The sequence below is a fragment of the Azoarcus sp. Soil_N_20 genome, assembly GCF_057656155.1.
On sequence record NZ_JBDGKX010000001.1, the window covers coordinates 610,300 to 624,066 of the forward strand.

Sequence of the window (13,767 nt, forward strand, 5' to 3'; positions counted from 1 at the left end):
CTTGTTGCGCGACGCGATGAGGGTTTTTACCCCGTACAACGGCCTTCGCGCCACTTTTCAATGCCTATCTTTCGCAACGCACAATTCGAGATCTCGATCGCCAAGCCATCCGGGCTGCCGCCTGCAAACGGACCGGAGATCGCTTTCGCCGGTCGATCGAATGCCGGGAAGTCCAGCGCAATCAATACGCTGGCGGGGCATGTCAGGCTCGCCTACGTGTCGAAGACCCCGGGCCGCACACAACTGATCAATTTTTTCCGCCTCAATTGCGGCGCTATTCTGGTCGATCTGCCCGGCTACGGCTACGCTGCCGTACCGGAGAAAGTCCGGCGCGACTGGGGCGCCTTGATCGAAACCTACCTGAAAGAGCGTGAAAGCCTGGTCGGGCTGGTGCTGATGATGGATTCGCGGCATCCGATGACCGACCTGGACCGCCAGATGATCGGCTGGTTTGCACCTTCCGGGCGGCCGATCCATGTGCTGCTGACCAAGAGTGACAAGCTTTCACGCGGCCCGGCCAACGCGACGCTGCTAGCGGTCCGCCGGGAATTATCCGCCTACGGTCCGCAGGTCACCGTTCAGCTTTTCTCCAGCTTGAAGAAAACCGGAGTCGAGGAATGCGAGGCCATCGTGACCGACTGGTTGGGGCTTGGGGCGTTGCCGACCGATGAGGCGGCGGGTATGACCGCGGTCTCGGGCGCAGAAACAAAAACCCCCGGCTAAGGGGGGAGGCCGGGGGTGAAAAAATGCCTCGAGTTGTCGAGGCCCCGCTCAGGGAGGTGAAGCGGGAGATGGCTTGCACCATCTGTCATCTGTGAGCTGAACGAAGACAGGAAGTTCCGCTCCCACTCGTTACCATTTGTTTTTTTGACCTGACCGATTGGTCTGATTCCTGTTGGTCACTGTTGCCGGATCCGATATGCCAGCCCAAGCCAGCTTTCCCACGACACGTATGCGGCGCATGCGCCGCGATGATTTTTCCCGGCGGCTGATGCGTGAGAACGTATTGACGCCCGCCGATCTGATCTACCCGGTATTCGTCCTCGAGGGGCAGGATACGGTGGAGCCGGTGACCTCGATGCCAGGCGTGAGCCGCGTATCGCTCGACCGTCTGCTCCATCTCGCCGAGGAGGCGCTGACCCTTGGGGTGCCGGCCCTGGCCCTGTTTCCGGTGATCGATACCGCACGCAAGAGTGCGCAGGCCGAGGAGGCCTGGAACCCGGACGGTCTGGTGCCGCGGGTGGTGCAGGCGCTCAAGGACCGCTTTCCCGAACTCGGCGTGATCACCGATGTGGCGCTCGACCCCTACACGAGCCACGGACAGGACGGCTTGATCGATCCTGACGATCCGCGCGGCTATGTGCTCAACGACGAAACGCTCGAGGCCCTGGCGAAACAGGCCTTGTGCCATGCCCGGGCCGGTGCGGACGTGGTGGCGCCATCCGACATGATGGACGGGCGGGTTGCGCGCATTCGCGCCGAGCTCGATGCCGATCGCCGCATTCATACCCGCATCCTGGCCTATTCGGCCAAATATGCATCCAGCTTTTACGGCCCATTTCGCGACGCGGTCGGTTCTGCCGGCAACCTGGGCAAGGGCAACAAGTACACCTATCAGATGGACCCGGCCAACAGTGACGAGGCCATCCGCGAGGTGGCGCTCGACATCGCCGAGGGTGCCGACATGTTCATGGTCAAGCCCGGCATGCCCTACCTCGATATCGTACGCCGGGTAAAGGCCGAGCTGCAGGTGCCGACCTACGTGTATCAGGTCAGTGGCGAATACGCGATGCTCAAGGCTGCCGTGGCCAATGGCTGGCTGGACGAGCGTGCGTGTGTCATGGAGGCCCTGCTGGCGTTCAAGCGCGCCGGCGCGGATGGCATCCTGACCTATTTTGCGCTCGATGCCGCGCGCTGGATGCGTAGCGGCGGCTGATCGCCGGGCCTCAGCGGAACAAGCCGCCGGTTGCCCGGCGCAGCTTCATGATCGAGCTGATCTTCACGTCCACATAGGCCGGATGGCGCGTGCCGCGGCCCACCAGCACCGTACGCATGCCGAGGCGGCGTGCAGTGCGCAGGTTGACCGCGGTATCTTCAATCATGATGCAGCGCCGGGGGTTGAGTCGGTAGCGTCGAATGATGCAGCGGTAGGCTGCCATGCTCGGCTTGGGTTGAAAGTCGAGTGCCTCGATGCCGACCACGGCATCGAACAGGCCGCGGATGCCCATGACGTCGAGCACCGCCGCGGCGTAGGCACGCGGTGCATTGGAAAACACGATCTTGCGCCCGGGCAGCTTTTTCAGCATGCCCTTCAGGGCGCGCTCGAACACGACGATCTTGCGCAGCCGTTCGAAACGATGCGTTTCGCGCAGGAAGTGATGCGGATCGGTAGCGTGGTGCCGTACCAGGCCGAGCAGCGTGGCGCCATACTGGTGCCAGTACTTCAGGCGCAGCGCGTTGGCGTCCTCGGTACTCAGCGCCAGATGCTGCTCGAGGTAGGCTGTCATGCTGCGGTTGATGTGCGGAAAAATGTGCGGACTGGCGTTGTGCAGGGTGTTGTCGAGATCGAACAGCCAGACGGGTGCAGCGGTCATGAAGGCGTTTCCGATGCCGTGGCTCAGGTCGAAGGCTTGGCCGTGGGGCGCGGATGAAAGTGCACGACCGCACGCCCGTCTTCGGTGGTTTTGGGGGCGGACTTCCAGGCATGTCCCTGGATGACTTCGAACGTGGCCGGCAGCCTTCCCGCGCTGCGCAGCTGCTCGTAGCGGGCGCGGGCCTCGGCCCAGGCCTGCTTGCCCGACAGGCCGCGTGGTCGCGAGCTGGCCGCATTGTTGCTCCCGCTGGCCTGCAGGTCGTGGAGCAGCTCATCCAGTCCGGTGTAGGTCAGGGTCACCATCTCCATGTCCATCACCGGGTCGGAGAAGCCCGCCTGGACCAGGGCGTCGCCGATGTCGTGCATGTCGATGAAACGGTGTACCCGTTCCCCGGTCCGGTCGGACAGTGCGCCGCGCAGTTCGCGCAGCGTGTCGGGTCCCAGCGTGGAGAACATCAGCAGTCCGCCTGTCTCCAGCACCCGGTGAACTTCCTGAAATGCCGGTAGCGGGTCGTGCAGGGCGGGAAGCATCAGATTCGACCACACCAGCGACACACTGGCGCGTGCGACGGGCAGTGCCGAGGCGTCCGCCGCAAGTGCCGGCATGGCGTGTGCGGTCGCACCGAGCAGGCGGCGGAGCAGTCCCCCCATCGGACTGTGCCGGGGACGCGTTCGCAGATGGCTGCGTGCGAGCATGGGCAGCGCGAAATCGAGCCCGAGCAGATCGGCATCCGGATAGCGTTCGGCCAGCCGTAGCAGGTCGGCGCCGGTGCCACATCCCAGATCCAGCACCCGTCGGGGAGCGATCCGGATGTAGTCGAGGCGCTCGTCCATGCGCCGGGCGATCTCGCGTGCGAGGACGTCGACACTGTCGTAACGCGCAGCGCAACGTTCGAAGCGACGCCGCAGCAATCCCCGGTCGAGCCGGAAATCAGGGTCGAGCGCCACGTTCAGGCGTCAGATCGATTTCAGCCCGAGCCGTGCGAACAGCTGTTCATCGTGATCGGCGTCGGGGTTGTCGGTGGTCAGCAGGCGTTCGCCGTAGAAGATCGAGTTGGCGCCGGCCATGAAGCACATCGCCTGCAATTCGTCGCTCATTTCCTGGCGGCCGGCGGACAGGCGGACGAAGCTGGTGGGCATGGTAATGCGTGCGGCGGCGACCGTACGGACGAAATCGAAGGGATCGATCTTGCTGCCGTCGGCGAGCGGCGTGCCGGGGATCTGGACCAGGTTGTTGATCGGGACCGACTCGGGCGGCGGGTTCATGTTGGCCAGTTGTGCAATCAGGCCGGCACGCCCGGTTTGCGTTTCGCCCAGGCCGATGATGCCGCCCGAGCACACGTTGATGCCGGCTTCGCGTACTTTGTCCAGGGTGTCCAGGCGGTCCTGCAGCGTGTGGGTGGTGATGACCTCGCTGTAGTACTCGGGCGCGGTGTCGATGTTGTGGTTGTAATAGTCGAGGCCGGCATCGGCCAGTTGCTCGGCCTGGCCACGGCCCAGCATGCCGAGGGTGACACAGGTCTCGAGCCCGAGCTTTTTCACTTCGCGCACCATCTCCAGCACTGGCTGCAGGTCCTTTTCCTTGGGACCGCGCCAGGCGGCGCCCATGCAAAAGCGTGAGGAGCCCTTGGCCTTGGCGGCACGCGCGTGTTCGAGCACTTCCTTCACCGCCATCAACTGCTCGCGCTCGAGCCCGGTGTCGTAGCGGGCCGACTGCGAGCAGTAGCCGCAGTCTTCCGAGCAGCCGCCGGTTTTGATCGACAGCAGGGTCGAGCGCTGGATCTCGCCGGCCGTGAAGTGCTCGCGATGTACCTGCTGTGCCCGGAACACGAGGTCGAGAAAGGGCATGTCGAACAAGGCCTGAACGGCGGCAACCGTCCACTTCGCATCTGTGGGTACGGCCGCGACGGCCTTGCGGGCGAACTTGATGGTTGATGTGCTTGTCATGTCTCGTGATCCGGGCTGTAATTCGGTAACTCGCCATCTTCGTTCACAGGATGAAAACTTGTCAAATTCCGCTGCGGCGCTGCGGGGAGCGCTAAACCATGCGTTCAAGATGGTCATGCCGCACGATTGCTACCTGTGTGGGGCGTTCGCAGGTGACCAGCCGGTGTGTGCGTCATGCCATGCGGAACTGCCGTTTCACGCCGCCGCCGTGTGTCCGGTATGTGCGCTGCCGACCGCTGCAGGCGAAGTGTGCGGGCGCTGTCTGCGCACCCCGCCCGCATTCGATGCGACCCGGGTGGTGTTCGACTACGCGTTCCCTGTCGATGTGCTGATTCAGGCCCTGAAGTACCGCCACCGGCTGTCGCTGGCCGGATTCTTCGCCGCGAAGCTTGCACTCCCTGCGAAGGTCGATCTGATTCTGCCGATGCCCTTGCATCCCCGTCGGCTCGCGGGAAGGGGGTTCAATCAGGCAGTCGAAATCGCCCGTCCGCTGGCACGCACCACCGGTCTGCCGATGGAGCTGACGCGCGTTGCCAGGGTGCGCGACACCCCGGCCCAGGCGCAACTCGGGCGCGACGAGAGAGTGCGCAATCTGCGGGGCGCCTTTGCCTGCGGCATGCGCCTGGATGGCATGAGCGTCGTGGTCATCGATGACGTGATGACGACCGGCGCGTCATTGGACGAGGTCGCCCGTTGCCTGAAGCGCTGTGGTGCGACCAGGGTGGAGAATCGCGTCGTGGCCCGCACACCGGCGCCGCTCTGAGCTAGAGTGCGCGCTTTCCATCTTCATCCTGATCGATGTTCGATATCGTCCTTTACGAGCCCGAGATTCCGCCGAATACCGGCAACATCATCCGTCTGACTGCAAATACGGGAGCCCGTCTGCATTTGGTCGAGCCACTCGGTTTCGATCTCAGCGACAAGCAGTTGTCGCGCGCCGGGCTGGACTATCACGATCTGGCGCATGTGACCGTTCATCGTGACTGGCCGTCGTGCATGCGGCGGTTTGTCGGACAAAGGCTGTTCGCGCTGAGTACCCGCGGCACGGTGAGGCACGATACCGTCGGGTATCGGGCGGGCGATGTGCTGGTATTCGGTCCGGAGAGCCGGGGCTTGCCGGACGATGTCCTGCGGGCAATTCCGTCAGCGCAACGCTTGCGGATCCCGATGCGGCCGGCGAATCGCAGCATCAATCTGTCGAATGCGGTGGCTGTGGTGGTATACGAGGGGTGGCGCCAGCTCGGATTCGAGGGCGCAGTCTGATGCTGTGGCGGCGCGCGCTCTCCGCCCGGTGCCTACTCGTGCCGGGGGTCTCGTGAGAGCAGTTGTTCGACCACTTCACGGGCGGCCTGTCCTTCGTGCAGGACCGCATTGATCGCAGAACAGATCGGCATCTCGGTGCCCACCCGCTGCGCCAGTCTGGTGACTTCACGGGCGGTGGACACGCCTTCGGCGACATGACCGAGATCGCGCAGGATGTCGTCCAGTGTCTTGCCCTCCGCCAATGCAAGGCCGACGCGGCGATTACGCGACAGATCTCCGGTACAGGTCAGGATCAGGTCGCCCATGCCGGCCAGCCCCATCAGTGTTTCCGGGCGGCCGCCGAGGGCCTCGGCCAGGCGGGCAATCTCGGCCAGGCCCCGGGTGATGAGTGCCGCGCGCGCATTGAGGCCAAAACCCATGCCGTCGGAAACGCCGGCGGCAATGGCCATCACGTTCTTGATGGCGCCGCCGATTTCGCATCCGACGACATCGGTGTTGGCATACAGGCGTAGTCGGGGCTGGTGGAGGGCCTGCACCCAGGCGGTCGCGAACGCCGTGTCGGCAGAGGCGAGAGCGATCGCTGCCGGCAGTCCGCCGGCGACCTCGGCCGCAAAGCTCGGGCCGGTCAGCACGCCGCAGGCGGCATCGGGGCCAAGTTCCTCGGCAACAATTTCGTGCGGTAGGCGACCGCTTCCCGCTTCAAGCCCCTTGCAGGCCCAGATGAGCGGTGTTGCAGGCTGTCGAAGGTGAAGGGCGTGGGTCGTTTCGCGCAACCCGGCAAGCGGCGTGACCACCAGGTGCAGGTCGGTGTTGCAGGCAGCGGTATCGAAGTCTGCAGTCAGCTCCAGCGCCTGACGGAACGGGAGGCCGGGCAGGTAGCGCCGGTTTTCGCGATCGCGCCGAAGCTCCTCGATGTGTGCGGGGTCGCGCGCCCACAGGATGACCTGATGGGTTGCGGAGAAAGTCTGGGCAAGCGCCGTGCCCCAGGCACCCGCGCCGAATACCGAAATCCGCATCCGGTCTAGAGTCCCCATACCTCGGTTACCCGGAGGTATCCGCTCGCGCCGTCCGGGTGGCGAACCTTGATCCAGCCATTTACCGGCGGCTCGACGAATTCGAGTACGGCATCCTTGATCGTGGTGAATGCCGGCGGCGACGATTCGTCGGCTTGCTGACGCACCGTCGTCCGCGCAGCAGTGACCAGCAGGGTTCTTCGTTCGGCGAGCGCGCGGAATTCTATCCACGACAGGATGCCCGCCGGGTCGCGCACCTTCACCCATTTGTCGAGCGGCACGACCACTTCCACCGGGGTGCCGGCGAGGATGATGGCAAGTTTCCTGCCCTTGTCGGAAGGGGTGTCGTAAAGGATCGCCGGTTCTGCAACCGAGCGGAACTCGATGGCAAAGCCGGCGCCGCTTGCCAGCGACAGGATGCAGGCGAGCGTCAGGCGAAGGTTGCGAGCGATCATCTGCGGACGCTTACTGGATCGGCACTTCGCCGGCGGCTACTTGCTGCTGCTGGCGCGCCTGGTAAAGGGCTTCGAAATTGACCGGAGCGAGCAGGACGGGCTGGAACCCGGCGCGGGTGATGGCGTCGGACACCGCTTCACGGGCATAGGGGAAGAGAATGTTGGGGCAGCCGATCATCATGACCGGCTCGAGATCGCCCTCGGGGATGTTACGGATCTGGAATACGCCGGCCTGAGCCACCTCGACCAGGAAGACCGAGCGGTCTTCACCGATTTTCGCCGAGACGGTAACGGTCAGGGTAACTTCGAACAGGCCCTCGTCGACGGCGTTGCCATCGGTGCGCAATTGAACATTGATCTGCGGATTCTCGCGCTCGAGATAGATCTGCGGGGCGTTGGGAACCTCGAGGGAGAGGTCCTTGACGTAGATTTTCTCGATCGAGAATACGGGTTGTGCGTTTTCGGTCATGTGAGCTGCCTGGATCGGTTGGTGTGTCTGGGTGATGGGGCTCAGTCGGCGTCGAGGCCGAGCAGGGGGGCAAGTCCCCCCTTCTGATCGAGTGCGTAAAGGTCATCGCAACCGCCGACATGGTGGTCGCCGATGAATATCTGTGGAACGGTGCGGCGACCGGTCGCCTGCATCATCAGATCCCGTTGTGCGGGATCGAGGTCGATGCGGATCTTGTCGATCTCGGTTACCCCGCGTGCGCGCAACAGCTGTTCGGCGCGCGCGCAGTAGGGGCAGTAATTGCTGGTGTACATGCGAATGGTCGGGGCCATGGTCACTTCTTCTTGCGGGTGATCGGCTGACCGGCCTTTTCCCATTCGAACAGGCCGCCGCGCAGGTTGTACAGCTTCTCGAAGCCGGCTTTTTTCAGCGTCGACAGGGCCGACGCCGAACGTGCACCGCTGGCGCAGCACAGGATAATGGGGCGGTCCTTCAGCTTCTCCAGTTCGTTGGTGCGCCGGGCCAGTTCGCCCAGCGGCAGATGACGCGCATTCGGAATATGTCCCTGGCTGTACTCGCCCTGATCACGAACGTCGAGCACGACCGCATCCTCGCGATTGATCAACAGGGTGGCCTGGACGGGGCTGAGCAGTGTCTTGTTGCCCTGGTTGCGGATGAAATCGAACAGCAGCCAGCCGCCCGAGGCCGCGGCCAGTGCGACCCAGTGCAGGTTATCTTGCAGGAATTCCACGAAATCGATGCTCCGGATGGGGGTTATTTGCTGGCGTTGCCGGGGGCAACCCCGCAGAAGACTTCGCGCATCAGCACGATCAATTGCAGAGTGCGCTGATCGCCCACGCGATAGTAGACGCGGTTGGCGTCCTTGCGTGTCTGCAGCACACCCTTGTCGCGCAGGATCGCGAGATGCTGCGAGATGTTGCTCTGGGATGTGCCCACCGCTTCGACGATGTCCTGCACGCAGACTTCCTCGCTGCCCAGGACGCACAGGATCTTGAGGCGCAGCGGATGCGCAATCGCCTTGAGCGCGCGGGCAGCTGTCTCGATATGTTCGCTCTTATCGATCAGCTCGAATATGTCTTGATTGATCACGAGAGGGCCGGGTGGGCAAAACCAATAGTATAAAATAACGCGCCAGCGTTCAGCGCGCCAGTTCTGTTGCGCGAACCCATGAATTCTACCTGCAGTCTCAACTTTTATCGGACCTAGACTTTCTATGTACAAGATCGTTCTGCTTCGCCATGGTGAATCCACCTGGAACAAGGAAAATCGTTTTACCGGCTGGACCGATGTCGACCTCACCGAGCAGGGGGTCGAGGAGGCGCAGGCGGCGGGGCAGTTGCTCAAGCAGGAAGGCTATGTTTTCGACCTCGCGTTTACGTCCGTGCTGAAGCGGGCCAACAAGACGCTCAACATCGTGCTCGAGGAACTCGACTCGCTGTGGCTGCCGGTTGAGCACTCGTGGCGGTTGAACGAGCGTCATTACGGTGCGCTGCAGGGGCTGAACAAGGCCGAGACCGCAGCCCGCTACGGGGACGAACAGGTGCTGGTGTGGCGGCGCTCGTACGACACCCCGCCGGCGCCGCTGGAGGACGGGGACGAACGGCTCAATTGCGATGATCCGCGCTATGCGTCGCTGCCGCGCGCCAGGTTTCCGCGTACCGAGTGCCTCAAGGATACCGTGGCGCGCGTCGTGCCGTACTGGGAAACGGTCATCGTGCCGCAGATTCTCGCCGGCCGCCGCATTCTGGTGGCAGCGCACGGCAACAGCCTGCGCGCGCTGATCAAGTACCTCGACAATATTTCCGACCGCGAGATCGTCGGCCTCAACATCCCCACCGCGCAGCCGCTGGTGTATGAGCTTGACGTCAACCTGAAACCGGTCAAGGGCTATTACCTTGCGGACGAGGACACCATTCGCGCGGCGCAGGCAGCCGTGGCCGGTCAGGGCAAGGCGAAGGCCTGAACCCGTTGACCATGAGCGGTTGTCCTGTCAGGACGCTCGTCGCGTGCGGCTCGCTACTGGTCGTGTTGCTCGCCGGAGCGGCACTGTCTGGGGCTGCGCATGCCCAGGCGCCGGCCGAGATCAGCGAGAAGCGGTCCGATCTGGACGATCTCAAACGGCGGATCCGCGAGTTGCAGAAGGACATGGCACAGACCGAGGCCACCCGTTCGAGCGCGGCAAGTGCACTTGCGGAGGCCGAGCGGGCCGTATCCAGGGTGGCGCGTGATGTGCGACGTCTTGCCGGCGAGCGTGCGGATGCGGAAAAGAAGCTGGCCGTGCTCGAGTCCGAGCAGCGCGAAGTCGAAGCCCGTGTCGCCGCGCGTCAGGGGGAGCTTTCCGAGTGGCTCCGGCGGCACTACATGTTCGGCTCGGCCGATGGCGTTGCTCCCCTGCTTGCCGCGCGCGACCCCAACCAGTTGGCGCGTGATGCGCATTATCTCGAGCATCTTGGTCGCGCGCGGCTGGAACTGATCGACGGCCTGCGCCACGATCTGCGCAACAAGGCGGAACGCGCGTCCGAGATTGCGGCCCGCCGCGATCGTATGGCGCAGCTCGAGGTCGAGCAGCGTGCCCAGCAGGAGGCGCTGGCGAAAGTGCACGAGATGCGTCGACAGGCGCTGGTCGAGATCGCCGGGCAGCTCAAGTCGCAGAAGCAGGAGGTCGATGCGCTCCGGGCGGACGAGCAGCGGCTCGCGCGCCTCATCGAGACCCTGGCGCAGCGTGCGCGGGAAGTTGCCGCGCGACAGGCCGCAGCACGTGTCGCTGCAGAGCGTCGGGCGGCGCAAGCGGCAGGGGCGCCCCCGGCCGGCCAGGGCACGGCGTCGCGTCGATCCGAGCCGGTCGTGGGCGAGATCCGGCAGTCCGCCGGTCCGACTCCGACCGGGGTGAAATTTGCCCAGTTGCGTGGTCAGTTGCGTTTTCCGGTGCGCGGAGAACTCATTGGCCGTTTCGGCGCTCAAAGGGCTGGAGGTGGCACCACTTGGAAAGGGGTGTTCATTCGTGCAGCCAGCGGCGCAGAGGTTCGGGCGGTCGGCGCCGGCGAGGTGGTGTTTTCGGACTGGTTGCGGGGGTACGGGAACCTGCTGATTGTGGACCACGGCGGTGACTATCTTTCGGTGTACGGTAACAATGATGCGCTGTTCCGAGAAGTTGGCGATACCGTCGCGGGTGGTGATGCGATCGCCAGCGTAGGGGCGAGCGGAGGGGGCCCGGAATCGGGTTTATACTTCGAAATCCGTCATCAAGGACGGGCGCTCGACCCGATGCAGTGGGTCCGGCTTAACTAGACACAGAGCGTGGCCCGAGTGGCCACGCTGGCATATTCCCGATGGAGTGCTCATGCCCAGCAGCAAGCTGAAACAACTCGGGCTCGTGATGACCGGCGTATTCGCCGGGGTGATGATCAGCCTGAACTTCTCCGCCAACGCCGACAAGGTGACTCTGGCGCCGCTTCCGGTCGAGGAACTGCGGGCTTTTGCGGACGTGTTCAACGCGATCAAGCAGGGCTACGTGGAGCCGGTCGACGACAAGAAGCTCGTTACCCATGCGATCAGCGGCATGCTGAGCGGACTCGATCCGCACTCGGCGTATCTCGATGCGGAGGCGTTTAAGGATCTCCAGGTCGGGACCCAGGGCGAGTTCGGTGGACTTGGCATTGAAGTCGGCATGGAGGATGGTTTCGTCAAGGTGGTCTCGCCGATCGAGGATACGCCGGCCTACCGCGCGGGGGTGAAGGCAGGCGATCTGATCGTGAAGCTCGACGATACACCGATCAAGGGCATGAACCTGAATGATGCGGTCAAGCGCATGCGGGGCAAACCGAAGACCGACATCACTCTGACCATCATGCGCAAGGGTGAGGCGCGGCCGATTGTTCTGACCCTCACCCGCGAGGTGATCAAGGTTCAGAGCGTCAAGTCGAAGGTGATTGAACCCGGCTATGGTTGGCTGCGGGTAGCGCAGTTCCAGGAAAACACTGCCAACTCGGTGGTCCAGCATCTTGAGAAGCTGGCGAAGGAAGGGCAGTTGAAAGGCCTGGTGCTCGATCTGCGCAACGACCCGGGCGGACTGCTTCATGGCGCGGTCGGCGTGGCCGCCGCCTTCTTGCCGAGCAACATCGTGGTGGTGTCGACCGATGGGCGCACCGAGGACGCGAAGCGCGAATATCGTGCAGCGCCGGAGGACTATCTGCGCGGCTCGCGGGATGATTTTCTGCGTGCCTTGCCGAAGTGGGCGCGGGATGTGCCCATGGTCGTTCTGGTCAATGCCGGTTCGGCCTCGGCATCGGAGATCGTTGCCGGTGCGCTACAGGATCACAAGCGGGCGGTCATCATGGGCACCAAGACCTTCGGCAAGGGCTCGGTGCAGACGATTCTGCCACTGAACAACACCACCGCCATCAAGTTGACCACGGCCCGCTACTACACCCCCAGCGGGCGTTCGATCCAGGCCAAGGGCATCGAGCCCGACATCGTTGTCGAAGAATCGGCCAATGGGTCGGCAAGACGCCTGCGCGAGGCGGATCTGGATCGCCATCTGGGCAACGACCGTGACCCCGAGACCGAGCGCAAGGCCGGGGATGCCAAGGGTGGGGATGCCAAGGGTGGGGAGCTTAGCCCGGAGGAAGACGATTCCGAGCAGGCCGCGAGGTTCGAGCCCGCTGGCAAGGACGATTACCAGCTCGGTCAGGCAGTAATCCTTCTCAAGGGCCTGCAGTTCGTCCAGAATAAAAAATAATCCATATCAATGTGAGGGTTGTGATGCGACGTGAAACCGCCTACAAGCTTGCCGGCAGGCGTCACGACCATCCCGTCGTCGGGGCAGGAATCGACAAGCAGCGGGAGTTGCGATTCAAAAAGTTGCCGCCCGGTCAGGTTGACCGGGCTCTGCGCGCCTTGCGGATGTTGAAGGGTCTCCAGGTCGAGCGCGGGAGCGGTGACTACACGCTGATCGTCCGTTATTCAGTACTCGACTACAGCCTGGAGTTGCTCGAAGACGCTTTGCGGGATGCGGGTTTTGCGCTCGACAACAGCCTTTACTCGAAACTGGTAAGGGCGCTGGTGTATTTCTGCGAGGAAACCCAGCGCCATAACCTCGAGTCGCCCGAGCGCCTGCTCAAGCAGTCCAACGAAGTCTACATTCAGGCCTGGGATCATCATGCTCATGGCGACCATGATGAAACCCCGCCCGATCTGCGTGAGTACAAGTAGCGTTCGCTCCTTGTCGCTTGCATTCGGGCTGCCGGGTGCAGCCCTTTTTTGTTGCGTGCCACATGACTGACGATCAGCTACTGCGATACAGCCGCCACATCCTGCTGTCCGAGATCGATGTGGAGGGGCAGGAGGCAATACTCGCGGCGCGCGCACTGGTGATCGGTGCCGGCGGGCTGGGGTCGCCGGCTGCCATGTATCTGACTGCAGCAGGTGTCGGAACCCTGGTGCTGGCCGATGGCGATACGGTCGATCTGACCAACCTGCAGCGGCAGATTCTGCATAGTGCAGAGTGCATCGGCCGGCTCAAGGTCGAATCCGGCCGCGATACGCTGTATCGACTCAATCCGCTCGCCCGGGTGGAGGTGCTGCCAGTCCGGCTGCAGGGCGACGAGCTTGACGCCCAGGTCGCGGCCGCAGATGTGGTACTCGATTGCTGCGACAATTTCGCTACCCGCCATGCCGTCAATCGCGCGTGTGTCAAGCATCGCAAGCCGCTGGTGTCGGGCGCGGCGATCCGGTTCGACGGTCAGGTGTCGGTGTTCGACCTGCGCAAGCCGGAAAGCGCCTGCTACCATTGTCTATTCCCCGAAGGCGAAGAGCTGGAGGAGGTCAGGTGTGCGGTGATGGGGGTTTTTGCGCCGCTCGTCGGCATCATCGGGTCCACCCAGGCGGCCGAGGCACTGAAGCTTATTGTCGGGTGCGGGACCTCGCTCGACGGCCGTCTGCTGTTGCTCGACGGGCTGGGCATGGAATGGCGCAGCGTGTCGCTCGGGCGCGATCCGGAATGCGCGGTGTGCGGTGGACGCTGACCTG

Annotated in this window: 18 protein-coding genes; 9 read left to right on the forward strand and 9 right to left on the reverse strand. The window is 63.6% G+C overall.

Annotated elements, in window-relative coordinates:
• Positions 1-60: 60 nt before the first annotated feature.
• Positions 61-723 carry a ribosome biogenesis GTP-binding protein YihA/YsxC gene (yihA, locus tag AC3A35_RS02845; RefSeq protein WP_487434382.1) on the forward strand — a complete coding sequence of 221 codons (663 nt, stop codon included), beginning with the start codon at positions 61-63 and terminating at the stop codon, positions 721-723.
• A gap of 196 nt (positions 724-919) precedes the next feature.
• The gene (gene hemB / locus AC3A35_RS02850) at positions 920-1,936 is read left to right on the forward strand and encodes a porphobilinogen synthase (protein ID WP_487434383.1); all 1,017 of its coding nucleotides are present in this window, start codon (positions 920-922) and stop codon (positions 1,934-1,936) included.
• A 10-nt stretch (positions 1,937-1,946) separates the two neighbouring features.
• Here the strand turns inward: hemB and AC3A35_RS02855 are convergent, their stop codons facing one another.
• Genes AC3A35_RS02855 through bioB form a run of 3 tightly spaced genes read right to left on the reverse strand, consistent with a single transcriptional unit; the run spans position 1,947 to position 4,540 of the window.
• Complete coding sequence (locus AC3A35_RS02855) at positions 1,947-2,594, reverse strand: pyrimidine 5'-nucleotidase (RefSeq protein WP_487434384.1); 648 nt, start codon at positions 2,592-2,594, stop codon at positions 1,947-1,949.
• 23 nt (positions 2,595-2,617) lie between these two features.
• Positions 2,618-3,541, reverse strand: coding sequence for a methyltransferase domain-containing protein (locus AC3A35_RS02860; RefSeq protein WP_487434385.1), 924 nt, complete (start codon positions 3,539-3,541; stop codon positions 2,618-2,620).
• Positions 3,542-3,550: 9 nt separating this feature from the next.
• Positions 3,551-4,540, reverse strand: a complete 990-nt coding sequence (gene bioB / locus AC3A35_RS02865; protein ID WP_487434386.1) for a biotin synthase BioB — start codon at positions 4,538-4,540, stop codon at positions 3,551-3,553.
• Between the two features lie 58 nt (positions 4,541-4,598).
• On the opposite strand from bioB, the gene AC3A35_RS02870 reads away from it, so the two are divergent.
• Together AC3A35_RS02870 and AC3A35_RS02875 are read left to right on the forward strand one after the other, a co-directional pair.
• Entirely contained in the window at positions 4,599-5,303 is a 705-nt protein-coding gene (locus tag AC3A35_RS02870) for a double zinc ribbon domain-containing protein (RefSeq protein ID WP_487434387.1), read from the forward strand.
• 35 nt (positions 5,304-5,338) lie between these two features.
• Positions 5,339-5,803 (forward strand): tRNA (cytidine(34)-2'-O)-methyltransferase, encoded by a 465-nt coding sequence (locus AC3A35_RS02875; protein ID WP_487434388.1) that lies wholly within the window; start codon positions 5,339-5,341, stop codon positions 5,801-5,803.
• A gap of 32 nt (positions 5,804-5,835) precedes the next feature.
• Here the strand turns inward: AC3A35_RS02875 and AC3A35_RS02880 are convergent, their stop codons facing one another.
• The 6 genes from AC3A35_RS02880 to AC3A35_RS02905 are packed head-to-tail and all read right to left on the reverse strand — an operon-like array spanning position 5,836 to position 8,829.
• The gene (locus tag AC3A35_RS02880) at positions 5,836-6,819 is read right to left on the reverse strand and encodes an NAD(P)H-dependent glycerol-3-phosphate dehydrogenase (RefSeq protein WP_487434389.1); all 984 of its coding nucleotides are present in this window, start codon (positions 6,817-6,819) and stop codon (positions 5,836-5,838) included.
• Positions 6,820-6,824: 5 nt separating this feature from the next.
• Complete coding sequence (locus tag AC3A35_RS02885; RefSeq protein WP_487434390.1) at positions 6,825-7,271, reverse strand: SH3 domain-containing protein; 447 nt, start codon at positions 7,269-7,271, stop codon at positions 6,825-6,827.
• A 10-nt stretch (positions 7,272-7,281) separates the two neighbouring features.
• Positions 7,282-7,740 carry a protein-export chaperone SecB gene (secB, locus tag AC3A35_RS02890; RefSeq protein ID WP_487434391.1) on the reverse strand — a complete coding sequence of 153 codons (459 nt, stop codon included), beginning with the start codon at positions 7,738-7,740 and terminating at the stop codon, positions 7,282-7,284.
• 41 nt (positions 7,741-7,781) lie between these two features.
• Positions 7,782-8,051 (reverse strand): glutaredoxin 3, encoded by a 270-nt coding sequence (gene grxC / locus AC3A35_RS02895; protein WP_487434392.1) that lies wholly within the window; start codon positions 8,049-8,051, stop codon positions 7,782-7,784.
• Positions 8,052-8,053: 2 nt separating this feature from the next.
• Complete coding sequence (locus tag AC3A35_RS02900) at positions 8,054-8,470, reverse strand: rhodanese-like domain-containing protein (protein WP_487434393.1); 417 nt, start codon at positions 8,468-8,470, stop codon at positions 8,054-8,056.
• 23 nt (positions 8,471-8,493) lie between these two features.
• Positions 8,494-8,829 carry an ArsR/SmtB family transcription factor gene (locus AC3A35_RS02905; RefSeq protein ID WP_487434394.1) on the reverse strand — a complete coding sequence of 112 codons (336 nt, stop codon included), beginning with the start codon at positions 8,827-8,829 and terminating at the stop codon, positions 8,494-8,496.
• 124 nt (positions 8,830-8,953) lie between these two features.
• Between AC3A35_RS02905 and gpmA the strand changes: the two genes are divergently transcribed.
• The 5 genes from gpmA to AC3A35_RS02930 all read left to right on the forward strand — a co-directional run bounded on the left by gpmA (position 8,954) and on the right by AC3A35_RS02930 (position 13,763).
• Entirely contained in the window at positions 8,954-9,703 is a 750-nt protein-coding gene (gene gpmA / locus AC3A35_RS02910) for a 2,3-diphosphoglycerate-dependent phosphoglycerate mutase (protein WP_487434395.1), read from the forward strand.
• A gap of 11 nt (positions 9,704-9,714) precedes the next feature.
• The gene (locus tag AC3A35_RS02915; RefSeq protein ID WP_487434396.1) at positions 9,715-11,028 is read left to right on the forward strand and encodes a murein hydrolase activator EnvC family protein; all 1,314 of its coding nucleotides are present in this window, start codon (positions 9,715-9,717) and stop codon (positions 11,026-11,028) included.
• 52 nt (positions 11,029-11,080) lie between these two features.
• Positions 11,081-12,478 (forward strand): S41 family peptidase, encoded by a 1,398-nt coding sequence (locus tag AC3A35_RS02920; RefSeq protein WP_487434397.1) that lies wholly within the window; start codon positions 11,081-11,083, stop codon positions 12,476-12,478.
• Positions 12,479-12,501: 23 nt separating this feature from the next.
• Positions 12,502-12,951: a hypothetical protein gene (locus AC3A35_RS02925; protein ID WP_487434398.1), complete on the forward strand. Its 450-nt coding sequence runs from the start codon at positions 12,502-12,504 to the stop codon at positions 12,949-12,951.
• A 62-nt stretch (positions 12,952-13,013) separates the two neighbouring features.
• The gene (locus tag AC3A35_RS02930; RefSeq protein WP_487434399.1) at positions 13,014-13,763 is read left to right on the forward strand and encodes a HesA/MoeB/ThiF family protein; all 750 of its coding nucleotides are present in this window, start codon (positions 13,014-13,016) and stop codon (positions 13,761-13,763) included.
• Positions 13,764-13,767: the final 4 nt, after the last annotated feature.

Bases quoted from the DNA above. Each gene is read 5' to 3' on its own strand.
- yihA (WP_487434382.1), top strand. From the start codon at position 61: ATGCCTATCTTTCGCAACGCACAATTCGAGATCTCGATCGCCAAGCCA.
- hemB (WP_487434383.1), top strand. From the start codon at position 920: ATGCCAGCCCAAGCCAGCTTTCCCACGACACGTATGCGGCGCATGCGC.
- AC3A35_RS02855 (WP_487434384.1), bottom strand. From the start codon at position 2,594: ATGACCGCTGCACCCGTCTGGCTGTTCGATCTCGACAACACCCTGCAC.
- bioB (WP_487434386.1), bottom strand. From the start codon at position 4,540: ATGACAAGCACATCAACCATCAAGTTCGCCCGCAAGGCCGTCGCGGCC.
- AC3A35_RS02875 (WP_487434388.1), top strand. From the start codon at position 5,339: ATGTTCGATATCGTCCTTTACGAGCCCGAGATTCCGCCGAATACCGGC.
- AC3A35_RS02880 (WP_487434389.1), bottom strand. From the start codon at position 6,819: ATGCGGATTTCGGTATTCGGCGCGGGTGCCTGGGGCACGGCGCTTGCC.
- AC3A35_RS02885 (WP_487434390.1), bottom strand. From the start codon at position 7,271: ATGATCGCTCGCAACCTTCGCCTGACGCTCGCCTGCATCCTGTCGCTG.
- secB (WP_487434391.1), bottom strand. From the start codon at position 7,740: ATGACCGAAAACGCACAACCCGTATTCTCGATCGAGAAAATCTACGTC.
- grxC (WP_487434392.1), bottom strand. From the start codon at position 8,051: ATGGCCCCGACCATTCGCATGTACACCAGCAATTACTGCCCCTACTGC.
- gpmA (WP_487434395.1), top strand. From the start codon at position 8,954: ATGTACAAGATCGTTCTGCTTCGCCATGGTGAATCCACCTGGAACAAG.
- AC3A35_RS02915 (WP_487434396.1), top strand. From the start codon at position 9,715: ATGAGCGGTTGTCCTGTCAGGACGCTCGTCGCGTGCGGCTCGCTACTG.
- AC3A35_RS02920 (WP_487434397.1), top strand. From the start codon at position 11,081: ATGCCCAGCAGCAAGCTGAAACAACTCGGGCTCGTGATGACCGGCGTA.
- AC3A35_RS02925 (WP_487434398.1), top strand. From the start codon at position 12,502: ATGCGACGTGAAACCGCCTACAAGCTTGCCGGCAGGCGTCACGACCAT.
- AC3A35_RS02930 (WP_487434399.1), top strand. From the start codon at position 13,014: ATGACTGACGATCAGCTACTGCGATACAGCCGCCACATCCTGCTGTCC.